Consider the following 536-nt stretch of genomic DNA (forward strand, 5'->3'; position numbering starts at 1 on the left):
CTGTCTTTGGAACAATTCTTCCAACTGGCCCGTGGTAACAAAGACCAATTCGCTATCGAAATGACCAAATGGTTCGACACCAACTACCACTACTTGGTGCCTGAATTCCACGCCGATACCGAATTCAAAGCCAACGCCAAACACTACGTTCAACAACTGCAAGAAGCCCAAGCTTTGGGCCTGAAAGCCAAACCGACCGTTGTGGGTCCGTTGACTTTCCTGTGGGTTGGTAAAGAAAAAGGCGCTGTTGAATTCGACCGTCTGAGCCTGTTGCCTAAACTGTTGCCTGTTTACGTTGAAATCCTGACTGCTTTGGTTGAAGCCGGTGCCGAGTGGATTCAAATCGACGAGCCTGCATTGGCTGTTGACCTGCCTAAAGAATGGGTAGAAGCATACAAAGACGTTTACGCTACTTTGAGCAAAGTAAGCGCCAAAATCCTGTTGAGCACTTACTTCGGTTCTGTTGCCGAACACGCTGCTTTGCTGAAATCCCTGCCTGTTGACGGCCTGCACATCGACTTGGTACGCGCTCCTGA

At 49.4% G+C, this 536-nt stretch carries 1 pseudogene; it reads left to right on the forward strand.

Features of this window, described 5'->3' with window-relative positions:
- Positions 1-536: pseudogene (locus tag ACTHSP_RS21505) on the forward strand (5-methyltetrahydropteroyltriglutamate--homocysteine S-methyltransferase); the annotation flags it as partial.

Source organism: Neisseria sp. P0001.S005 (genome assembly GCF_051963715.1).